The organism is Solibacillus sp. FSL K6-1126, from assembly GCF_038003445.1.
Taxonomy (GTDB): Bacteria; Bacillota; Bacilli; order Bacillales_A; family Planococcaceae; genus Solibacillus; species Solibacillus silvestris.
The window spans coordinates 3179762-3200085 of the sequence record NZ_JBBOPD010000001.1 but is presented as its reverse complement, the minus strand read 5'-3'; the positions used below and the strand labels follow the sequence as shown (position 1 = coordinate 3200085).

Genomic DNA, 20324 nt, shown 5'->3' with positions numbered 1-20324 from the left:
CGTACAGAAAGTATGCAAATGAATATTTGGAGGTAATTTAATGTCAACATTAGAAATTAAAGATCTTCACGTTGAAATCGACGGAAAAGAGATTTTAAAAGGTGTAAATCTTACTATCAATACAAACGAAGTACATGCGATCATGGGTCCTAACGGTACTGGTAAATCGACATTAGCTTCTGCAATTATGGGTCACCCAAAATATGAAGTAACATCAGGCGAAATCTACCTTGATGGCGAAAACGTATTAGAAATGGAAGTAGATGAGCGTGCACAAGCTGGTTTATTCCTTGCTATGCAATATCCATCTGAAATTCCTGGTGTAACAAACGCAGACTTCTTACGTTCAGCGATTAACGCTCGTCGTGAAGAAGGACAAGAAATCTCATTAATGAAATTCATCCGTGAATTAGATAAAACAATGGAATTCCTGGAAATGCCTGAAGAAATGTCACAACGTTACTTAAATGAAGGTTTCTCTGGTGGTGAGAAAAAGCGTAACGAAATTCTACAAATGATGATGATCAAACCAACTTTCGGTATTTTAGATGAAATCGACTCTGGTTTAGATATCGATGCATTAAAAGTAGTTTCTAAAGGTATTAATGAAATGCGCGGCGAAGGCTTTGGCTGCTTAATGATCACTCACTATCAACGTTTATTAAACTACATCACACCTGACCATGTTCACGTAATGATGCAAGGTAAAGTTGTAAAATCAGGTGGTGCTGAATTAGCACAACGCCTTGAAGCAGAAGGTTATGAGTGGATTAAAGCTGAACTAGGTATTGAAGATACAGAAGAAGTAACAGAAGCATAATAAAGGAGGACGACGAAGATGACGGTTGAAACAAAATTAGCGTTATCAGCAGAAGAAGTACGCTCGTTCTCGCAAAAACATGCTGAACCAGCATCATTTGCTGATTTCCGTGTGAGCGCAATGGAAAAAGCTGCTGCGCTTGACTTACCAAAACCAGACAGAACGAACATTAACAAGTGGAACTTCATTGATTTCGCAAACCATACAGTAGAAAGTGCTCCATTCAATTCTTTGGAAGAGCTGCCTGTAGAGGTGAAATCAGTAGTAGATACTGAAACACAAGAAAACCTGTATATCCAACGCAACAACACACCAGCGTTTATTAAAATTTCAGATGAACTGAAAAACAAAGGTGTTATTTTCACAGATATCCAAACAGCAATCCGCGATCATAAAGATTTAGTGGAAAAATACTTTATGACAACTGCTGTAAAAGTGGATGAGCATAAATTAACGGCTTACCATGCAGCACTAGTAAATGGTGGTATTTTCGTATATGTTCCACGCAACGTTGTAATTGAAGCACCTCTTCAAGTTGTATTTTTAAATGACAATGCAGAAGCTTCATTATTTAACCACGTGTTAGTAGTAGCTGAAGAATCTTCGGCTGTAACTTATGTTGAAACTTATATTTCTACATTTGACGAAGCACATGGTCAAGTAAACGTTGTAACAGAAGTAATCGCAAAAGATAATGCACAAGTAACATTCGGTGCAGTAGACAACTTGGCTCATGGCTATACTGCTTATGTAAACCGCCGTGGACATGTACAGCGCGACGCAAAAATTGACTGGGCATTAGGATTAATGACAAACTCAGATACAATTTATGAAAATACAACGAACTTAATTGGCGATAACTCTACTTCAGATTTCAAAATGGTAACTGTAGGTAGCGGAGATCAAAAACTTAACTTCACAACATTAATCCGTCAATGGGGTAAAAATTCCGACGGTCAAATTTTAAAACACGGTGTAATGAAAGATTCAGCACAGTCAATCTTTAATGGAATCGGTCATATTATGCATGGTGGTACAAAAGCAAATGCAGAACAAGAGTCTCGCGTACTTATGCTTTCTGAAGGCGCACGCGGTGACGCAAACCCAATTCTTTTAATTGATGAAGACGATGTAACAGCAGGACACGCTGCATCTGTTGGACGCGTTGACCCAACTCAACTTTACTACTTAATGAGTCGTGGTATTTCTAAAGCAGAAGCAGAGCGCCTTGTAATTCACGGATTCCTTGCGCCAGTTGTTGCTAAATTGCCAATCGAAGGCGTTAAAAAGCAGCTGACGGAGGTTATCGAAAGGAAAGTTCGATAATGATACCTAATGATATTAAAAGTTATTTTCCAATTTTAAATCAGGAAGTCAATGGACATCCTTTAGTTTATTTGGATAGTGCGGCTACATCTCAAAAGCCGATTCAAGTAATTGAAGCAATCACAAATTACTATAATTTAGATAACTCAAATGTTCACCGAGGTGTGCATACACTTGGAAATCGTGCAACGGATTCTTATGAAGGTGCGCGTGAAAAAGTTCGTAAATTCATTAATGCTAGTTCAACACAAGAAGTGATTTTCACTCGTGGTACAACAACAGCACTTAATACGGTTGCTGCAGGCTATGGTCGTCAAAATGTGCAAGAAGGTGATGAGATTGTCATTACGTACATGGAACACCATTCAAACATTATTCCATGGCAACAGCTTGCAAAAGAAAAAGGGGCGGTATTGAAATATATCGACCTAGAGGCAGACGGTACAATTTCATTAGAAAAAGTACGTGAAACAATAACGCCAAAAACGAAAATTGTTTCTATGATGTATGTTTCGAACGTATTAGGTACAATTAACCCGATTAAAGAAGTTGCACAAATTGCTCATGAAAATGGCGCGGTAATTGTTGCGGATTTAGCGCAGGCAGCTCCGCATTTGAAGGTAGATATTCAAGATTTGGATGTTGACTTTGCGGCATTTTCAGGACATAAAATGTGTGGCCCTACTGGTATTGGGGTACTATATGGTAAAAAAGCGCTTCTTGAAGAAATGGAACCAGTAGAGTTTGGCGGAGAAATGATTGATTTCGTAGGTTTATATGAATCAACATGGAAAGAGTTACCGTGGAAATTCGAGGGCGGCACACCAATTATTGCAAGTGCAATAGGCTTAGGTGCTGCAATCGACTTTTTAGAGGAAATCGGTTTAGACAATATTGCAGCGCATGAACATAAGTTGGCAGGCTATGCAATGGATCAATTGGAAACGATTGATGGTCTTCAGATTTTCGGTCCACGTGACCCGATGAAACGTTGCGGAGTCGTGACATTCAATCTTGATGACGTGCATCCTCACGATGTAGCGACAGTATTGGATATGAGTGGCATCGCAGTTCGTGCGGGACATCATTGCGCCCAACCTTTAATGAAATGGCTTCAAGTAACAGCAACAGCTCGAGCAAGCTTCTACATGTACAATGATGAAGAAGATGTTGATCGTTTAGTTGCAGGATTGCGCTCAGCGAAGGAGTATTTTGGCGATGTCTTTTAATAATTTAGATCAACTTTATCGTTCCGTAATAATGGATCATTATAAAAACCCTCGTAACAAAGGGGCTCTTGAAGAAAACAGTGTGACAATCGATATGAATAACCCTACTTGCGGTGACCGTATCCATTTAACATTGAAGCTTAACGATGGTGTCGTGGAAGATGCAAAGTTCGATGGAGAAGGCTGTTCAATCTCCATGTCTTCAGCATCGATGATGACTCAAATCGTTAAAGGCAAAAAATTGGACGAAGCTTTGGAATTGGCGGATATTTTCTCGAAAATGATGCTGGGCGAAGACTTTGACGATGAAAAATATGATCTTGGGGATGTCGAAGCACTGCAAGGTGTTGCAAAATTCCCGGCACGTATTAAATGCGCTACATTAGCTTGGAAAGCAATGGAAAAAGGCGTAAACAACGAAAAGAAATAAATAGTAGTAAGGCTAAAGTGTGTGTCATGCACATTTTAGCACTTCTCATTAGATGAACGGAGGAGACAACATGGCTAAAAAAATGCCTGAAATCGGCGATTACAAGTATGGCTTCCATGATAAGGACGTATCAATTTTCCGTTCTGAACGTGGACTAACAGCAGATATCGTTCGTGAAATCTCAAGTATGAAGGAAGAGCCACAGTGGATGCTTGACTACCGCTTAAAAGCTCTTGAAAAATTCTATGAAATGCCAATGCCACAATGGGGTGGTGACCTTGCATCATTAAACTTCGATGAAATTACGTATTACGTAAAACCATCTGAAGCAACAGAACGTTCTTGGGATGAAGTACCTGAAGAAATCAAAGCGACATTCGATAAATTAGGTATTCCGGAAGCTGAACAAAAATATCTTGCAGGTGTATCTGCTCAGTATGAATCTGAAGTAGTTTACCACAATATGAAGCAAGACCTTACAGATTTAGGGATTGTCTTCAAAGATACTGACTCAGCATTAAAAGAAAACGAAGAAATCTTCAAAAAACACTGGGGTACAGTAATCCCTTATACAGATAACAAATTCGCAGCATTAAACTCTGCAGTTTGGTCTGGTGGTTCATTTATTTATATGCCTAAAGGCGTTAAATTAGATACACCATTACAAGCATACTTTCGTATTAACTCTGAAAACATGGGTCAATTCGAGCGTACGCTAATCATCGTAGACGAAGATGCTTCTGTACACTACGTAGAAGGTTGTACAGCGCCTGTTTACACAACAAACTCTCTACACTCGGCTGTAGTAGAAATCATCGTTAAAAAGAACGCTTACTGCCGTTACACAACGATTCAAAACTGGGCAAACAACGTTTATAACCTTGTTACAAAACGTACAGTTGTTGAAGAAAACGGTACAATGGAATGGATCGACGGTAACATCGGTTCAAAATTAACGATGAAATACCCTGCTTGTATTCTTAAAGGTGAAGGTGCACGTGGTATGACATTATCAATTGCCATTGCAGGTAAAGGCCAACACCAACACGCTGGTGCGAAAATGATTCACTTAGCACCAAACACATCTTCAACAATCGTTTCTAAATCGATTGCTAAGCAAGGTGGTAAAGTAACTTACATGGGTCAAGTAAAATTCGGTAAAAATGCAAAAGGTGCACGTTCGAATATCGAATGTGACACATTAATCATGGATAACGAATCTACTTCTGATACAATTCCATACAACGAAATCTTAAATGATAATGTATCTTTAGAGCATGAAGCGAAAGTTTCAAAAGTATCTGAAGAGCAATTATTCTACTTAATGAGCCGTGGTGTTTCTGAAGAAGAAGCGACAGAAATGATCGTAATGGGCTTCATCGAGCCTTTCACAAAAGAATTACCAATGGAATACGCAGTAGAAATGAACCGTCTAATCAAGTTCGAGATGGAAGGTTCAATCGGATAATAATCTATGAGGCACTTGTCTCCAACCTAAGTTGGAGTCAGGTGCTTTTTTTGTATATAATTGTGTTGAATTCGTGAAGAAATACAAAGGTTTACTAGAAAGATTTCAGAAAGCGTGGAGTATTCATTTACAATAATTGTATTAGATGGAATAATGTATTTAGAGAATGATATAAAGGAGCGACAAAATGGAAAACTTATTTTGGCCAATAGCTTTAGGGGTTCCTGGTACTGTAGTGGTAGTTGCGGTAGTACTCACTTTTTGGGCTTTAGGGGAAAAGAAGAACGGTAAGGTTATGAAAAATGAAGAGCATGAAGGTATTATTAAATAATATTAAAATAGCTTCAAACGACTATTAATGCGTTTGAAGCTTTTTTCTATTTTAAATTAGAAATAAAACTTTCAATTTCCTGTTGAGTTTTACGGTCTTTGCTGACGAAACGTCCAAGCTCGATGCCGTTTTCATAAGCTAAAAAGCTAGGAATGCCGATAATTCCTAAATCAATACATAAATCTAAAAACTTATCGCGGTCTACTTTAACAAATGTATACTCCGGGAATTTTTCTACAACTTCCGGCATAAACGGATCAATAAAACGGCAATCCCCGCACCAGTCCGCTGTAAATTCGAAAATTACGGGTGTACTGCTTTTAAATTGCTCAAATTCCTCAGTTGATTGTAAAATATGCATAAACTTGTCCTCCTTTTTTCTATTATTATGATAGGAAATGTAGTGTTTTGCAATGAATGAACATCGAAACGGGTAAGGTATTATACAATGCTAGAGAGGTGAAGAACGATGATTTCAATCGGCTTAACTGGTTGGGGAGATCACCCGGAAGTATATAGTGAAGTTACTGCCGCAAAAGATAAATTGTTTGATTATAGCGGGCATTTCCCTGTCGTAGAATTAGATACTTCCTTTTACGCAATACCATCACCGGCAAATGTTGAGAAATGGTGCAAGGATACCCCGGATACTTTTCAATTTGTCGTGAAGGCTTATCAGGGCATGACAGGTCATTTACGCGATGAACTGCCATTTGAGACGAAAAATGATATGTTCAACGCATTTCGAAATTGTGCGGATACATTTAAAAAGCATGGTAAGCTTGCAATGGTTCTTGTTCAATTTCCTCCTTGGTTTGACTGCCAAGGTAAAAATGTTCAATATATCCGATATATAAAGCAACAATTACAAGGGTATCCTATTGCTATTGAATTTCGAAATCAAACTTGGTACAGCCCTCAAATGAAAGAGAAGACAGTGCAATTTTTAAGAGACCATCAATTGATTCATACAGTCTGTGATGAACCGCAAGCAGGAAGCGGCTCGGTCCCTTTTGTTCCAATTGCTACTGATGAGAAAGTGCTCATACGTATCCATGGGCGCAATGTACATGGCTGGCGAAATATAGGCCATGGGGAGAACTGGCGAAAAGTACGTTTTTTATATGATTATAATGAAGAAGAACTGCAAAAACTTGCAGAAGAAATAAAATTTCTGGCTCGCCAATCAAAACATGTCTTCGTATTATTTAATAATAATTCCGGAGGGCATGCCGCAAAAAACGCAAAACGAATGCAGCAAATTCTTGATCTTGAATTTGATGGTTTAGCACCAAAGCAATTAGGTCTTTTTGAAGAATAACGAAGAGTGAGGTGGCAATGCAAAAGTGCGAGAAATAATTCATATATTCCATACGAATGATTTGCATAGTCATTTTACGTACTGGAAGCGCAGTCAGTCGTTTATTCAAATACAACGTCAAATACTGGCCGAAAAAGGCGAAACGAGCTTTCTGGTCGATTTAGGGGATCATTTGGATCGTTCGAATTTATATACAGAGGCAACACTAGGTAAAGGTAATATCAAAATGTTAAACGATGCTGATTATGATGTTGTGACAATTGGAAACAATGAAGGCATAACGCTTTCCTATAATTTGCTCTATCAATTATATGATGACGCACAGTTCGAAGTAGTTGTCGCAAATCTATATTCCCAGTCAGAAGAAAATCCAAGTTGGATGAAGCCATACACAATATTGACTACCCAGTACGGCACGAAAATAGCCGTAATAGCTGCGACAGCCCCGTTTGATCTTTTCTATAAGGAACTTGGGTGGAACGTAACAAACCCGCGTACAGAGCTTGTAAAGCTGGCCTTTGAATTAAAAAAACAGGCGGATATAATCGTTTGTTTATCACATTTAGGGATAACTGAAGATGAATTGCTGGCACAGGAATGTCCGATTATCGATGTGATCTTCGGTTCGCACACACATCATGTGTTTGAAAAAGGTCAAGTGGAAAATAACGTCCTTTTAACAGGAGGCGGGAAATTTGGCCAGTATACTGGTCAGTTAACGGTGGAATTTGACCACGCGTCCCGGAAGGTAGTAGAAAAATCAGATCGCCTATTTGAAAACGCTCTTTTACCAACAGTTGAAGAAGAAGAACAGTGGTTGTCCAATCTTCAAAAAGAAGCAAAGGTTATTTTGGAAAAACCTATTTTTACATTAACGAAACCCTACAATAAAGAATGGTTCCATCGTTCCCAATTATCGGATTTATTTGCAGAGTGTATGTATGATTATACAGAAGCGGATTGTGTCATGTTCAATGCTGGAATTTTTGTCGAACCACTACGCAAAGGGTTAATTTCTACATATGATATTCATAAAATTTTTCCCCATCCGATAAATATATGTGTTGTGCAAATAACAGGTAATGAATTAAAAGAAATTTTTACTCAATCCGAAAACGAAGATTGGCCACGTCTTGAATTAAAAGGTCTTGGCTTTAGAGGCGTTATTTTCGGGAAAATATTGAATTATGGTATTGAGATGACGAAGCAGCGCGAATTATATATTAACGGGAAACTTATGGAACCGGATCGGATCTACCGTTTAGCAACACTGGATCTCTTTACATTCGGGTATTTTTTCCCTAGCTTTAAATATGCCAAAAAACAATATCTTCTACCGGAATTTATCCGGGATGTTTTTAAAAATTATTGTATGAAAAAGTTTCAGTAATCTTCCAAAACCCCTCTTTCCAATTATATAATGAACGTAATAGTAGAATGGAGAAATAAATATAGATGCGATTAATATCGATAAATGTTTTGAAAGAAGGTATGGCAGTCGGCAGGACTATCTGGAATGAAGCCGGCCATCCACTGCTTCACAAAAACGTCGTTGTAACAAGCCGAATTATTGAAAGGCTGCGAGAGCTGAATATTCATTATTTATACATTGATGATAAACTATCAGCAGGAATTGAAATAGAAGAAACGATCGCTCCGTTAAAAAGAATGGAAGCCGTAAAAAATATGACTAAATCATTCGAAAATGTAAAAAAAGCTAAACGGGATCAGGCATCCTATGTACTGGATCAACAGTCCAAAGTGATTGGCTTAATTGTCGATGATATTATGAATGCCATCGTAAATAGCGAGGAAGTATTAATGGTGCTGACAGATGCGTATTTATATGATAAATATATTTATCAGCATTCATTCCAAGTAGCACTGTATTCAATCGCAATTGCTAAAGAAATGGGCTATTCTTACGAAGATATACGATTAATTGGAATTGGGGCAATTTTACATGATGTGGGGAAGCTGCTTATTTCACCTGATATTTTACTAAAGCCGGGCAACTTAACGGATGAAGAATATGAAGAGATGAAGAATCATGCACGCTACGGATTTGATTTATTACGCAACTTACATTCAGTATCATTGCTCGTAGCACATTGCGCTTTCCAACACCATGAACGAATCGATGGAAGCGGTTATCCACGGGGGATTATTAACAATGAAATTCATCCGTTTGCAAAAATCATCGCTGTCGCAGATGTATTTGATGCATTGACATCGAATCGCATTTACCGAAAGAAAATGTTGCCTTCAGAAGCGATTGCAATCATTGACAAAGGTGATGGGAAGCTTTTTGATGCAAAGGTAATGGAGGCATTCAGACGGAGCGTAGTCCACTATGCAAATGGTACAATTGTGTTGCTCACAGATGGCCGACGTGGAATTGTATCGAAGCAAAATCTTGTTGATGTGACACGACCTTGGATCCGTATTTTTCAAGAAAACGGCAAAATGCTGGGCGCTACATATGAACTATGTTTAAGTGATTACCCGACAGTTGATATTAAAAAAGTTGATGTGGATTTTGAGGGAAATATTGAATAAAAAATCTTTCTTCTCATATTTTATGGGAAGGAGGATTTTTTTTGCGTTTTCGTAAAAGAAAGTGGAATTCCTATGGCAGGAAAAAAGGCAAAATGCATAATGTCGTAACGATCGTCATCGTCAGTATTATCGGCATGGTTTGTCTTAGTATATATGTCATGAACGGCAGATTAATGCCAACCTATTTGCAGTACGCGGAAGTTCAAACTCATAAAGTAGCTTCGTATGTCGTGAGTAAAGCAATTAATTCCAGAACATCGAGTGTACTTGATGTAAATGATGTCATCGTTGATTTACCTACACAGTCAGACGATATGATTACGACAAAATTTAATACGGAAATAATTAACCAAGTGCGTGCAGAAACGACAACATTAGTAAAAGAGTATTTAGAACAGGCCGAAAATGGAGATTTGTCACATTTGCCAAATTTGGAAAATGTGGAATATGACGTAGGTAAAATGGAAGCAGGAGACGGAATCGTATTTTTCGTACCGTTAGGGCAGGCATTAAACCTTCCGATTATCGGAAATTTAGGACCTAAAATACCGATTCGCTTTCACATTATTGGTAATGTAAATAGTAATGTTGAGTCAACAGTAAGTGAATTTGGCATAAATAATGCAATTGTAGAAGTAAATTTACTGATTGGTGTTAATGTCCAGATTATTGTACCATTTGCCAGTAAGTCTGCATCGGTCGAACAGAAAATTCCAATTGCAATCGGTTTAGTAAGAGGGACAGTGCCGCATATTTACAGTGCAGGTGAAGGAGCACAGCCGTCTATTGAAGTACCAATCCCTTACGAATAGTAACTTAATTATGATAAATTAAAATTATAAGAATACTCTGTTGTTGGAAAGTAGTTAATATGATAATCTGACATCAGAAACATCGTAGCATTTGAGTGAGGGGAGTAAATGACATGACATCTTGTAAACCAACTAATCCGAGGGAAGAGCACTTACGCAAACCAGAGTGGCTAAAAATTAAGCTAAATACCAATGACGAATACAAAGCATTAAAAAAATTAATGCGAGACAATAATTTGCATACGGTATGTGAAGAAGCTCGCTGCCCGAATATTCACGAATGCTGGGGCGAGCGTCGTACAGCAACAATGATGATTTTAGGTTCTGTATGTACGCGGGCATGTCGTTTCTGTGCAGTTAAAACAGGATTGCCTAATGAATTGGATTTGGCGGAACCGGAACGCGTTGCAGATTCCGTTGCGTTAATGAACTTAAAACATGTTGTTATTACAATGGTAGCACGTGATGATCTGAAAGACGGGGGCGCGGAAGTATTGGCGGAAACGGTGCGTGCAATTCGCCGTAAAAGTCCGTTAACTTCTGTTGAAGTACTACCATCCGACTTAAGCGGCCGTGAAGAAAGTTTACGCATTCTGATGGATGCAAAGCCGGATATTTTAAACCATAATATCGAAACAGTACGCAGTTTGACACCACGTGTTCGGGCAAAAGCGACATATGACCGTTCACTGGAATTTTTACGCAGAGCAAAAGAAATGCAGCCAACTATTCCGACAAAATCTTCTTTAATGATTGGCTTAGGAGAAACGTTAGAGGAAATTTATGAAGTAATGGATGACTTGCGTGCAAACAATGTTGATATTATGACAATCGGTCAATATTTACAGCCTACGAAAAAACATTTGCCAGTAAAAAAATATTACTCTCCGATCGAGTTTGGCAAGCTGCGTAAAATCGCTATGGAAAAAGGATTCAGTCATTGTGAGGCAGGTCCATTAGTACGCAGTAGTTACCATGCGGATGAACAAGTGAATGCAGCAAAACAATCAAGTGTTACATTGTAGAAAATAGACGTTCAACTTATTTTTGGCGAGTATAATAATACTTGCTGAAAGACGGACTATTGCTGATTTCACCATATTTACCTACAAAATTTGTTGTGAATATTGCTTTCATCTTCAATATTCATTAACATGGAAATAGATAGGTGGTGTCTAGTTTGATTATTGCAGATGGGTATGCTTATGAAGTGATCGAAAATGTGCGGGAAGGCTTTCAAGAAGATGCATTTATCGCACGATACTCAGATATATTGACGAAATATGATTATATTGTAGGGGACTGGGGTTACGGTCAGCTACGTTTAAAAGGATTTTTTGATGACAAAAATCAAAAATCCACGTTTGATACAAAAATTAGCACGATACAAGACTATTTGTATGAATATTGTAATTTTGGATGCGCCTATTTTATAGTTCATAAAACAGGCCGTGCACCAGAGCAAAAGAAAGAACCAATAATCTCACAACAAACTGAGGCAGAAGAGCCAGTGGAAACAGTTGAATAACGAACAAAAGAGGAGGCGTTGTATAGCGCCCCCTCTTTTTTTAGCTTAATAGTTCACGCAAGTATTCTCGTAAGTCTTCCGTCTCTTCTTCTGTACGGTTATATACATGCTCTAAATAACCTGGCTCTTCCACATCATCTGCTCCAATGATGGCAAAACGCCCAAATTGAATATCAAGGACGAGCACTTTTCCGAAAAAGCGACTACTTTGTAATATGGCTAAATCATAACGCTGTGTTTTTCCGGCAAAGCTGACGAAGCGCGTTTTTGTATCTTCTACATCATCATATAAGAAAAATCTTTCCATTTTGTTTTGTACCCCTTCCATCTCTAAAGAATATGGTACTATATAAAGGAAAACACTATCAACTTTTATTGATTGAATGGAGGCTTTATCTATGTACTTCGTAGATAGAAATAAAATTACAAACAACTTAGCACACTTGGACGAATTATTGGCGATCTTTGAATCGACAGAAAACTGGTTGGCAGATGATATTCATAAGCTGGCATTACAGCGTATCGGCCATAATGTAATGGAAGCCATGATGGATGTAGGAAACCTGGTGATTGACGGTTTTATAATGCGTGACCCTGGAAGTTACGAAGACATTATCGATATTTTCGTTGATGAAAAAGTGATTACAGAAGAGATGGATGCACCATTAAAAACGGTTGTCGGCTTACGCAAAATGATCGTTCGTGAATTTATCGCTGTAGATAGTGAAGAAATTTTAAATGTATTAACAGCAAACTTAAATATACTAAAGCAATTCTCACCAAAAGTTCACGATTACTTAACGAATGAATTAGGACCAGTTTCAGCATTCTTACCAGAGGATCAGGCATAATGTTCCCATATAAAGCGTATTGCTTTGATTTGGATGGGACAATCTATCGTGGGAAAGAAGCGATCGATTCTGCCGTAAAATTTGTTCATTTACTGCAGAACGAAGGAATTGAGCCGTATTATTTAACGAACAATTCATCGAAAACCCGTGAAAGACTGCAGCAAGTTTTACAAGATATTGGCGTGGATGCAACCCTTGATCATATTTATTCAAGTTCACTTGCAACGGCAGCCTATGTTGCAAAAATGAGTAGTAATAAAAAAGTAAATGTAGTCGGTGAATTGGGCATTCGTACTGCTTTAATCGAGCAAGGATTAGAAATTACCGATGAACAAAGCGATGTTCTTGTAATGGGCATTGACCGTCAAATCTCGTATGAGAAACTTGTAAAAGCATGTGACTATGTCCAGAATGGCGCACAGCTTATTGGAACAAATGGCGATATTAAATTTCCGAACGAAACCGGTTTTACTCCCGGGAATGGATCATTTGTTCAATTAGTTGCAAATGTATCCGGAGTTACACCGACCTTTGTTGGGAAACCATCACCGGTAATGCTGCAAATCATTGCTGAAGAGCATCACTTTGAAAAGAGTGAAATGGTCATGGTCGGGGACAACTATGATACCGATATTTTGTGTGGAATAAACTTCGGTTGTGATACAATTCATGTCAATACGGGTGTTACGCCTACTGAGATTGTAAAAAAACAAGCCAATTTACCTACGTATTGTGTAGAAAATCTGTTGGAACTTATTAAATAAACAAAAAGAAATCCGGTGTGGGTCGTTTACCACATCGGATTTTCTTCTATATATTCATAAATGCGCTTCGTCAGCTCTTCTGGAGTATCCGCCTCAACTATATCCCCGTTCACAACAGCATAAAAGTTTTCGGCACATTTTGTGCAGTAGCTTAAGCAGCCATATTCCAATACATCAATATCAGGATCTTGCTCCAGTTGTTCATATGTTTGTTGCGCACCATTTGCTAAATTACTAATGCAAAATTCGACTAATGGATTTAACATGTTGTCACCTCACTATTAGCAATCCTACTTTTTTTTGCTGAAAACGTCAATTTCTCTGATTTAATAACTTTCGGCTGATGTTTGAAAATCCTTACAATCCTTTATAATGAAATGGCATCATTAACTTATGTGAATTTATTCACAAAATATCATTTAATATATTGTGAAACTTATCACAAACAGTTATAATACTTATGGAAACTTTGTGAACACAATTATGATGCCTAGCAGCTTCGTAATTGATTACTTACAGATATGAGGGAATATGCTATGCAAAAGTTAGTATTATTAGGTGGCGGATACGGAAATATGCGAATTTTACTTCGTCTATTGCCAAGCTTACCAGCGGATGTAGAAATTACATTGGTTGATCGTACACCATTCCATAGTTTGAAAACAGAATTTTATGCACTTGCTGCAGGTACATCAACAGATAAGGAAATCCGAGTTGCGTTTCCGGAACATGAGCGCTTAAAATGCGTTTACGGAGAAGTAGTACGTATCGACCGTGAAGATAAAAAAATTTATTTAGGTGACGGCGAGGAGCTTTCCTATGACCAGCTTGTAATTGGTTTAGGTTGTATCGATAAATACCATGGAGTGCCGGGTGCCGATGAATTCACATATAGTATTCAAACAATCGCCAAATCACGTAAAACTTTCGAAAAAGTATGCGGATTGGCTCCAGGTTCGACGGTTGCCATTATTGGTGCTGGTCTTTCAGGAATCGAGCTTGCGAGTGAACTACGTGAAAGCCGTTCTGATTTAAAAATTAAATTATTTGACCGTTCTCACCGTATTTTACGTGATTTCCCGGAAAAGCTAAGTGAGTATATCAAGTCCTGGTTTATTAAACATAACGTCGATGTAATCGCAGAATCGAATATTACGCGCGTTGAAGAAGGACGTTTATACAACCATGATGAAGTAATTGAAGCTGACGTAATCGTATGGACAGCTGGTGTACAGCCTGTGAAAATCGTTCGTGAACTGGATGTTGAAAAAGATAAATTCAATCGTCCGATTATTACGGATCATTATCATGTAGTTGGGGATGAAAATGTATTTGTAGTTGGAGATTGTGCTTCTTCACATTTACCTCCAACAGCGCAATTGGCAGAAGAACAAGGCGAACGTATCGTTAAAGTTTTAAAAATGCGCTGGAAAGGCGAGCCGCTTCCAGAAAAGCTTTCAGAAATCAAAATGAAAGGCTTTATGGGCTCCCTTGGGAAAAAGCAAGGCTTCGTTCATCTGGCGGATACAACTGTAACAGGACGCATTGCACGCCTTATGAAGTCGGGTCTGCTTTGGTACTACAAAAAGCAAAACGAAAACTAAAAATTGATCATCCCTGTAAAGGAATTCAATTTGACTTTAAAACAAAAAATTCAATTTCCTCGAGGAGAAAATTGAATTTTTTGTTATGTTAATATTTTTACTCTTCAGTTGGTACAAAGCCTGCCGTTTCTAGCGCTGTAAATACAGGCTTAATCTGCACATAGCCTTCACCAACTACTTCATCATTTACTAAAACTAAAGGGTAGAAAAATTCATCTTCTTGAATACGGTTTGCATAATCTTGATCACGTTCATTATCAATTACACCTTCAATATCGATATAGCGGATAGTAAACGGCTGTTCCGGATATTTTCGTGAAATTGCAGCTTGGAGCCATTCATATGTATCTTTGGAAGATGGTGCATTTACACAGCTGGCACAGATGATGTCAGCGCCGAATACTTCTATAACTGGATGAGATTGTGACATAGGAATTCCAACCTTTCGTGATTCAATAATGGATTTTTTTGCTCCTTCACATTATAATGATTTTAATGAAGGGAGTCGAGCAAAATGACAGAAACAGAACAATATGCACAAGTACAAGAAGTTTTAGATAAATTACGTCCGTTTTTATTACGTGACGGCGGAGACTGTGAATTGGTAGATATTGAAGAAGGTATCGTAAAATTGCGTTTATTAGGCGCATGCGGTAGCTGCCCAAGTTCTACAATCACATTAAAAGCAGGTATCGAACGTGCTCTTTTAGAAGAAGTGCCGGGTATCGTCGAAGTAGAACAAGTTTTCTAATTCAAGACTATAGAGCTGCCAAGAAAGTTTTTACTTACTTGGCAGCTCTTTTTTATTGGGCTATTTTACCGCGCTCTTGACGAACTAATTCCCATTGCTCTTTTGCCATATTAACGAGTTTAGCTTCTCCGCCTACACGTTGACTTTCAATTACACGTGAAAAGAAGCGTGTAGCATTTTCATAATCGCCAAGGCGACGGGACAACTCGGCGATCATATACACTATCCGTACACTGGACATTGTTGTGCCAGCATAATCTTCCGTCGAATAGCTTTCCATATAATGATCGCGTGCCAGTTTTAAAAAGCGCTGTTCCTGTATATTATTTTTTAATGATCGATATAACCACGCCAACCGCAATGCCAAGCCTGATGTAATGACAAATTTTTCCTTTTTTATTGTTGCGCAAAACAATGCCAGTTTGTATGTTTGAATGGCCTCAAAAATAGAACGCTCATTACTGAAACTGTGCGGTACCCAATGACTGCAAATTTTTTCATTGATTTGTTCTTTCACACCTGGAGCAAAATATTTACTGAAGTCTTCCGTAAACGAAAACCCACAATGCTGACAAACAAATACATTATAATATAATGCATTCACGTAATTGTCTGTATAGACTGGTTGAAAGTCGGATGCTGTATGCTCTATTTTTATGGACTTGGTACGAACTTTTAGTGTAGAAAAATTTTTCTTGCAATGAATACAGTTCACTGTCTTTTCGTAAAATGGGGAAATTTCCATAAAGGTTCATACCTTTCATTTAATTATGTTCCTTTATTATAGCAAGGAAAATTAAAAAATGTGATTAATATACCGAATTGATGTGAAATTTTTAGGTATTTTTTCCTTGAAAGTTTTTACTCAATGCAGGAATATAATCAGGTAGAGCAGTTTTGTTGTCAGATAGGTTTTACAATTGATATGATAAATAAAAGAAAGTAGGTGACTGGAATGGCAAGTGAAAAACAAGTAATCATTTTAACAGAAGCGGCCTCATTTCAAGTCAAAGAAATGATGGTTCAAAACGAAGAAGAAAATGCGAGCCTGCGTGTAGCCGTAAAAGGCGGAGGCTGTAGTGGTCTTTCATACGGAATGGCATTCGAGCAAACAATTAATGATGACGACTTCGTAGACAGCCAACACGGCATTCAAATTATCGTATCAAAAGAAGATGCGGGTATTTTACAAGACACGAAAATCGATTTTAAACAATCATTAATGGGTGGCGGTTTCACAATCGACAACCCGAACGCACTTGCTTCATGCGGATGCGGCACAAGCTTTAAAGCGGCAGCACGCCCAGCAGTAGAGCAACCATGTGAATAAAATATAACCAATGGGGATTGTAAATAACGGACAAATACAGCGTGTATACAATCCCGAAAATATGTAAACACAACCCTAAATCTGTGCTTTTAGGGTTGTAAATACCAAGCCTCTTTCATTTGTATGTTACTAAAACATCACAAGTGAAGGAGGCTTTTTTGCGTGGTCTTAAAGAAAAAGAAGCGAACGGCTATTGGTAAAATGGCGATGGGAAAGGAGTATCCTAAGATTACCTTTGAGCAAGCAATTGACCTTGTAACATCGGCTAAAAAGGCTGAGGGAATACGTCCTAGAACATTAAAGGACTATCACAAGGACTGGGGTTACTTTGTGAAGTGGGTTGAACAAATTTATGAGATTGAAACCATTGACGAGCTTACACCTCAAATCTTCCGTGATTATATTAATTACTTGAAGTATGATGCCCAAAAATATGAAGGTCACAAATTCATTAAGGAAGGGCAGGGAATAGGTTTAGCTGATACAACAATAAATATTCGCTTACGAGTTTACAAAGCGATATTTAATCATTTAGAAAGGGAGGACTTAATTGCTTATAATCCTTTGGAATCTGTGAGGCTTATAAAGCAAGATATTGACCTTACCAATTGCTTTACAGATGAAGAGGTTAAAGAGCTATTCAAGCAGCCTGAGAAGCGTGATTACGTTGGCTTTCGAGACTATGTTGCTATGACCTTGTTATTAGACTGTGGGATTAGAGCAAATGAGTTACTAAGCTTGCGAGTGGCTGATATAGACTTTCAAACACGCTTTATCACACTCAAAGCTGAGGTAAATAAGAATCGTAAAGCTCGTATAGTGCCAATTTCAGCGTACACGGTAAAGGTACTCATACAGCTCATAGGTGAGAATAAGAAACACTTCACAACTGATAGAATATTTTTGTCGCAATGGGGGGAGCCACTAGGTCAGAATCATTTCAACAAGCGTTTAAAATACTACGCTGAGAAGGCAGGTATCAAAGATAAAAAAGTGACAGCTCACGTTTATCGCCATACATGGGCTAAAAATATGACGCTTAATGGCTGTGATTCCTTCACACTTCAAAAGATGGGCGGTTGGAGCGATATTCGAACGATGCGCAGATATATTCAAATGGATACGGATGATTTGCGGAAGACACATGATAGCTATTCGCCTGTGATGAATTTGTTGAACAAGAAGCAATAGAGTTGGAGTAGGTTTAGGATAGCTTATGGAGCGGCTTAACAAGTGAGAAAGCATTATTAAATAAAAAAGAGAGCGGCTACTGGTAATAGCACACTCTCAAAGCTCTGGTAGCAGTACACGAATACAACTAAATAGAGCCAATTCATGCCTTCATTCTACTTGAAAAAAAGCGGATATGCAAAGGTCTAGTTTCCTATTGTCTTTTTTAGGTCAACGAGCGGCTCATTGGTGGAATCCTAGTAACACCAATTGTAACTAAACTTGACAGGTTATGACGTTTCCACAGCACACAAACGTCTAGGATACTATTAAGAGCTTCCTTGTTGGCTCTAGTGTCTGAATGGTGTTAGCGACCATTAACAGCTAGGAGTGGAAGGTCTGAGTGGCTACGGCTACGCAGGTTGTATCATATGTTTTTAGAAGTTCCAGAGTTCCTCATTCAACGTAGGATATGGATTAACGGCAATTGCAATAGCAAGTGTACGAGCTTTAATAACTATCGGGGGCAGAAGTAGATTAGTAGATGCAACGAGAGCAATCTCACATTAACAAGGGCATACATATACGGATACCTCAAATGAAGGATTCATGTTGCGATGACTGTCTATATTTCAATTTCTATTAAGTTAGTTTCTGAAATATAGGCAGTCATTCTTGCACCAAGCCGTTGTCCTCAACTCTTGCTTCATGTTGGAGATGGCTAGATTCTTTGTCAATAAAAAAATGAATAAGTTCTACAATTCTTAAGGAATACTTGGTCAGAGTAATTTAAAAGGTTCCCTAATAGTACGTAATGAAAATAAAAAAAATGGGAGTGATTCTTATGGCAAGGAATAGGCAGATACAGACACATACAGTTGGGTTTAATGTTACATCATTAAAGGGTCTATCGGGAGTGTACATATTTTATAACTCTAAAGGAGATTTTGAGTATGTTGGATCTTGTAAAGATAAGAATATAGAAATAGAGAATTGGCGAGCTAGATTTGTGGCGCATAACTCATACAGTGGTAAAAAGCTTACTTCAGAAGTCAAATATATGGATGTAATTATACCACCTCAAGATATTAGTGAGCGGCATTTGTTTGCTTTAGAACACCTATTCATGTGGTATCTTCGTCCTCAAAAAAACCTCTCCAAAGGATTAAGTAGTCATTGGAAATATTTTCGTTGGGACTGGACTGAAGAAGTTGTAAAGAAGGTAGCAAAAGATAAATATAAAATAGAAATATCCACTAATATTGATGAATTTCTAATGTCATTTGATTTAATAAGAATTCAAAGAGAATACGATGAAAATGGGGGCTTTAAAAAGTATGGTGATACAGAGCGAATAGAATATCCCTTTATAGCTTGCAATAAAAAACGTAATTGTTCTTGTTTTAACTGTAAAGCAAGAAAAAGACATAAATCAGTCTTTAGGAAATGAGTAGACAATAAATAACGCAAATATAGTGTCTGGAATGGGACACTTTTTCCCAGACCTCAAGAAATAGTGTCTAGCACGGGACACTTTTTCCCACCGTCACAGGAAATAGTGTCTGGAATGGGACACCTTTTGGTACTCTAATAAGAGAGACTAAAGGGGAATAAGAGAGACGAATATAAATAAGATATAGATAATGCCCCCCACGCAGGGCGTTCGGGGAAGGCAGGAACTTGGGTCGCTAGGAGAAAGGGTCAAATCTTAAAGGAGAAGTCATTGTTACCATAGATGGTCATTATTGATTTCTTGATGCAATAAAGCTATATTGAAGATAGTCACATTCACGGAGCGTGATGACCAATCGAATATGGTGTAAGATTAAAACAAAAAGTAACTCAACCCTTTTAACCATCCGACTGGTGAGGGCGAGTTACTTTTTGGATTGACGTTATTTTAATACATTACCATCTTCCAGATTAATAACAGTCTTTCTTATAACTATTTCGATCAAATAGAGAGCAGAAGTTATTCAGCAATCCATGTTTACCATATTAGGTAGAAGTAGGATACCCACCTCAATGCA

The 20324-nt window shown here is 38.0% G+C and carries 23 protein-coding genes and 1 pseudogene; 19 read left to right on the top strand and 5 right to left on the bottom strand.

Going from position 1 to position 20324, the window contains the following annotated elements:
* The first annotated feature begins 40 nt into the window (after positions 1-40).
* The 6 genes from sufC to MHH44_RS15995 all read left to right on the top strand — a co-directional run bounded on the left by sufC (position 41) and on the right by MHH44_RS15995 (position 5604).
* The gene (sufC, locus tag MHH44_RS16020) at positions 41-820 is read left to right on the top strand and encodes a Fe-S cluster assembly ATPase SufC (protein ID WP_008408673.1); all 780 of its coding nucleotides are present in this window, start codon (positions 41-43) and stop codon (positions 818-820) included.
* 18 nt (positions 821-838) lie between these two features.
* Positions 839-2146, top strand: a complete 1308-nt coding sequence (sufD, locus tag MHH44_RS16015; protein ID WP_008408672.1) for a Fe-S cluster assembly protein SufD — start codon at positions 839-841, stop codon at positions 2144-2146.
* Positions 2146-3375, top strand: coding sequence for a cysteine desulfurase (locus MHH44_RS16010; RefSeq protein WP_008408671.1), 1230 nt, complete (start codon positions 2146-2148; stop codon positions 3373-3375). Before sufD ends, MHH44_RS16010 begins: the two co-directional genes overlap by 1 nt.
* Positions 3365-3805, top strand: coding sequence for a Fe-S cluster assembly sulfur transfer protein SufU (sufU, locus tag MHH44_RS16005; RefSeq protein WP_008408670.1), 441 nt, complete (start codon positions 3365-3367; stop codon positions 3803-3805). The genes MHH44_RS16010 and sufU overlap by 11 nt, the downstream gene beginning before the upstream one ends.
* A 70-nt stretch (positions 3806-3875) precedes the next feature.
* On the top strand, positions 3876-5273 hold the full coding sequence (gene sufB / locus MHH44_RS16000; RefSeq protein WP_008408669.1) for a Fe-S cluster assembly protein SufB: 1398 nt from the start codon (positions 3876-3878) through the stop codon (positions 5271-5273).
* 187 nt (positions 5274-5460) lie between these two features.
* A complete protein-coding gene (locus MHH44_RS15995) occupies positions 5461-5604 on the top strand; it encodes a hypothetical protein (RefSeq protein ID WP_014823035.1) in 144 nt (47 codons plus the stop codon).
* A 46-nt stretch (positions 5605-5650) separates the two neighbouring features.
* Here MHH44_RS15995 and MHH44_RS15990 read toward each other — a convergent pair whose 3' ends face one another.
* Positions 5651-6004 carry a thioredoxin family protein gene (locus tag MHH44_RS15990; protein ID WP_445683056.1) on the bottom strand — a complete coding sequence of 118 codons (354 nt, stop codon included), beginning with the start codon at positions 6002-6004 and terminating at the stop codon, positions 5651-5653.
* Between the two features lie 69 nt (positions 6005-6073).
* Between MHH44_RS15990 and MHH44_RS15985 the strand changes: the two genes are divergently transcribed.
* The 6 genes from MHH44_RS15985 (at position 6074) to MHH44_RS15960 (ending at position 11824) form a co-directional block, all read left to right on the top strand.
* Complete coding sequence (locus tag MHH44_RS15985) at positions 6074-6925, top strand: DUF72 domain-containing protein (protein WP_014823036.1); 852 nt, start codon at positions 6074-6076, stop codon at positions 6923-6925.
* Between the two features lie 25 nt (positions 6926-6950).
* A complete protein-coding gene (locus MHH44_RS15980) occupies positions 6951-8315 on the top strand; it encodes a bifunctional metallophosphatase/5'-nucleotidase (protein WP_065216301.1) in 1365 nt (454 codons plus the stop codon).
* 65 nt (positions 8316-8380) lie between these two features.
* Positions 8381-9484 (top strand): HD-GYP domain-containing protein, encoded by a 1104-nt coding sequence (locus MHH44_RS15975; protein ID WP_065216300.1) that lies wholly within the window; start codon positions 8381-8383, stop codon positions 9482-9484.
* Between the two features lie 41 nt (positions 9485-9525).
* On the top strand, positions 9526-10296 hold the full coding sequence (gene yunB, locus MHH44_RS15970; protein WP_008408660.1) for a sporulation protein YunB: 771 nt from the start codon (positions 9526-9528) through the stop codon (positions 10294-10296).
* 113 nt (positions 10297-10409) lie between these two features.
* A complete protein-coding gene (gene lipA, locus MHH44_RS15965) occupies positions 10410-11321 on the top strand; it encodes a lipoyl synthase (RefSeq protein ID WP_008408659.1) in 912 nt (303 codons plus the stop codon).
* Positions 11322-11476: 155 nt separating this feature from the next.
* Positions 11477-11824, top strand: a complete 348-nt coding sequence (locus tag MHH44_RS15960; protein ID WP_065216299.1) for a YutD family protein — start codon at positions 11477-11479, stop codon at positions 11822-11824.
* A 40-nt stretch (positions 11825-11864) separates the two neighbouring features.
* Here the strand turns inward: MHH44_RS15960 and MHH44_RS15955 are convergent, their stop codons facing one another.
* Positions 11865-12131: a DUF3055 domain-containing protein gene (locus MHH44_RS15955; protein ID WP_008408657.1), complete on the bottom strand. Its 267-nt coding sequence runs from the start codon at positions 12129-12131 to the stop codon at positions 11865-11867.
* A 91-nt stretch (positions 12132-12222) separates the two neighbouring features.
* On the opposite strand from MHH44_RS15955, the gene MHH44_RS15950 reads away from it, so the two are divergent.
* Positions 12223-12675: a DUF86 domain-containing protein gene (locus MHH44_RS15950; protein ID WP_008408656.1), complete on the top strand. Its 453-nt coding sequence runs from the start codon at positions 12223-12225 to the stop codon at positions 12673-12675.
* Positions 12675-13439, top strand: a complete 765-nt coding sequence (locus tag MHH44_RS15945; protein ID WP_340799010.1) for a TIGR01457 family HAD-type hydrolase — start codon at positions 12675-12677, stop codon at positions 13437-13439. Before MHH44_RS15950 ends, MHH44_RS15945 begins: the two co-directional genes overlap by 1 nt.
* A gap of 26 nt (positions 13440-13465) precedes the next feature.
* On the opposite strand, the gene MHH44_RS15940 is transcribed toward MHH44_RS15945, so the two are convergent.
* Positions 13466-13705: a YuzB family protein gene (locus MHH44_RS15940; RefSeq protein ID WP_008408654.1), complete on the bottom strand. Its 240-nt coding sequence runs from the start codon at positions 13703-13705 to the stop codon at positions 13466-13468.
* 270 nt (positions 13706-13975) lie between these two features.
* Here MHH44_RS15940 and MHH44_RS15935 point away from each other — a divergent pair, with 270 nt between their 5' ends.
* Complete coding sequence (locus tag MHH44_RS15935) at positions 13976-15043, top strand: NAD(P)/FAD-dependent oxidoreductase (RefSeq protein ID WP_065216297.1); 1068 nt, start codon at positions 13976-13978, stop codon at positions 15041-15043.
* 97 nt (positions 15044-15140) lie between these two features.
* Here MHH44_RS15935 and MHH44_RS15930 read toward each other — a convergent pair whose 3' ends face one another.
* A complete protein-coding gene (locus MHH44_RS15930; protein WP_065216296.1) occupies positions 15141-15473 on the bottom strand; it encodes a YuzD family protein in 333 nt (110 codons plus the stop codon).
* 28 nt (positions 15474-15501) lie between these two features.
* Between MHH44_RS15930 and MHH44_RS15925 the strand changes: the two are divergent.
* Positions 15502-15794: pseudogene (locus tag MHH44_RS15925) on the top strand (NifU family protein).
* A gap of 52 nt (positions 15795-15846) precedes the next feature.
* On the opposite strand, the gene MHH44_RS15920 reads toward MHH44_RS15925, so the two are convergent.
* Complete coding sequence (locus MHH44_RS15920; protein WP_340799009.1) at positions 15847-16539, bottom strand: DUF2225 domain-containing protein; 693 nt, start codon at positions 16537-16539, stop codon at positions 15847-15849.
* 210 nt (positions 16540-16749) lie between these two features.
* Between MHH44_RS15920 and MHH44_RS15915 the strand changes: the two genes are divergently transcribed.
* From MHH44_RS15915 to MHH44_RS15905, 3 genes are all read left to right on the top strand, one after another.
* On the top strand, positions 16750-17124 hold the full coding sequence (locus tag MHH44_RS15915; protein ID WP_008409036.1) for a HesB/IscA family protein: 375 nt from the start codon (positions 16750-16752) through the stop codon (positions 17122-17124).
* 162 nt (positions 17125-17286) lie between these two features.
* Positions 17287-18315 (top strand): tyrosine-type recombinase/integrase, encoded by a 1029-nt coding sequence (locus MHH44_RS15910; RefSeq protein WP_340799008.1) that lies wholly within the window; start codon positions 17287-17289, stop codon positions 18313-18315.
* An 823-nt stretch (positions 18316-19138) separates the two neighbouring features.
* The gene (locus MHH44_RS15905; protein WP_340799007.1) at positions 19139-19744 is read left to right on the top strand and encodes a hypothetical protein; all 606 of its coding nucleotides are present in this window, start codon (positions 19139-19141) and stop codon (positions 19742-19744) included.
* Positions 19745-20324 lie beyond the last annotated feature (580 nt).